This is a genomic window from Longimicrobium sp. (assembly GCF_036554565.1).
Taxonomy (GTDB): Bacteria; Gemmatimonadota; Gemmatimonadetes; order Longimicrobiales; family Longimicrobiaceae; genus Longimicrobium.
The window spans coordinates 1-1,854 of the sequence record NZ_DATBNB010000796.1 but is presented as its reverse complement, the minus strand read 5'-3'; the positions used below and the strand labels follow the sequence as shown (position 1 = coordinate 1,854).

1 protein-coding gene is annotated in these 1,854 nt (G+C 73.2%); it reads right to left on the bottom strand.

Annotated elements, in window-relative coordinates:
- Positions 1-1,854 (bottom strand): condensation domain-containing protein (locus VIB55_RS22375; protein WP_331878897.1); only part of this gene is annotated, 1,854 nt, incomplete at both ends.

The following is a 1,854-nucleotide window of genomic DNA, read 5'->3' as shown; positions in this document are numbered from 1 at the left end:
GGTCCAGACGGATGACGTGGAGGCCCGGGGCGGCGACCTCCGCGTCGCTCAGCAGGACGCGGACGCCGCTGTCGGCCAGCATGAGCGCCATCCGCTCGGCCGGGTAGCTGGTGTCGACGGGAACGCAGCAGCCGCCGGCCTTGAGTATGGCCAGGGTGGCGACCACGTTGTCCACGCTGCGCTCCAGGCGCAGGCCCACGCGGCTTTCCGGCCCCACGCCCAGCCCGGCCAGGTGGTGCGCCAGCCGGTTGGCGCGGGCGTCCAGCTCCCGGTACGTCAGCTCCTCCGTGCCCCAGGCCAGGGCCAGCGCGTCGGGGGTGCGTTCGGCCTGCGCTTCAAAGAGCTGGTGGATGCTCGCGTCGCGCGGATACTCCGCCTCGGTGCGGTTCCACTCCACGACGACGCGGGCGCGCTCCTCCGGCCCGGCGAGCGCCAGGCGCGAAAGGCGCACGTCGGGGTCGGCGGCCACCAGCTCCAGCACCCGCGCCAGGTGGCCGATCATCCGCTCGATCGTCCCGCGGTCGAACAGGTCGGTGCTGTAGATCAGCCCGCCGCGCAGCCCCTGGGGGGTCGCCACGAGCTCCAGCGAAAGGTCGAACTGGGCGCTCGGGTTCTCCGCCTCGACCGCGCCCACGCTCAGCCCCTGCAGCGCGCTTCCCTGGCCCCCGCCCGCCTTCTGCAGCTCGAAGTTCACCTGAAAGAGCGGCGAGTGGCTCAACGAGCGTTCCGGCTGCAGCTCGGCCACCAGCTTCTCGAACGGCACCTCCTGGTTGGCGAACGCGCCCAGCGTCACCTCGCGCACCCGCCGCAGGGTCTCGCGGAAGCCGGGGTCGCCCGAAAGGTCGGTGCGCAGCACCAGGCTGTTCACGAAGAAGCCGATCAGCTCCTCGACCTCCTTTCGCGTGCGCCCCGCGATGGAGCTGCCCACGACCACGTCCGTGCTCCCGCTGTACCGGGAGAGCAGCACCTGGAAGGCGGCCATCAGCGTCATGTACAGCGTGGCGCCCTCGCCGCGCCCCAGCGCCTGCAGCCGCTCCGTGAGCTCGGCGGAAAGCTCCACCGGCACCGTGGCGCCCCGGTACGTCTGCACCGCCGGGCGCGGATGGTCGGTAGGCAGCTCCAGCAGCTCGGGCGCGCCCGCCAGGCGCTCCTTCCAGTACGCCAGCTGCGGGTTCAGCACCCCGCCATCCAGCTGCGCGTGCTGCCACACCGCGTAGTCCGCGTACTGCACCGCCAGCTCCGGCAGCGGCGACGCACGTCCTTCGCGGTACGCCGCGTACAGCGCCGACAGCTCGCGCAGCAGCACCCCCATGCTCCACCCGTCGCTGACGATGTGGTGCATGGAAACCAGCAGCAGGTGCTCCTCAGGACCCAGCCGCAGCAGCCCCGCACGGAAGAGCGGGCCCGCGGCAAGGTCGAAGGGCCGGGCCGCCTCCTCCGCCACCCGGCGCCTGGCCGCCGCCTCGCGGTCCGCCTCGCGCAGCCCCGACAGGTCCTCCACCGGCAGCGCGAACCCGCCGAAGGGGGCGACCACCTGCAGCGGCTCGCCGTCCGCCTCGCCGAACACCGTGCGTAGCGCCTCGTGGCGCCGAACGATCTCTCCCAGCGCCTGCTCCAGCGCCGCCTGGTGCAGCGCGCCGTGCAGCCGCACGGCATTGGGAAGGTTGTAGAAGGCGTTTCCCGGCTCCATGCGGTCCAGGAACCACAGGCGCCGCTGCGAAAACGAGAGGGGCGCCGGGCCCGCGCCGCGCGCGGGAATGGGGGCGGGCTCCGCGGCCGGGGAGGCCGCGGAGGGTTGTGCGCGCCGCATGTCCAGCAGCTTGCGCTGCGCGGGCGTCAGCTTCGCCAGGCGTT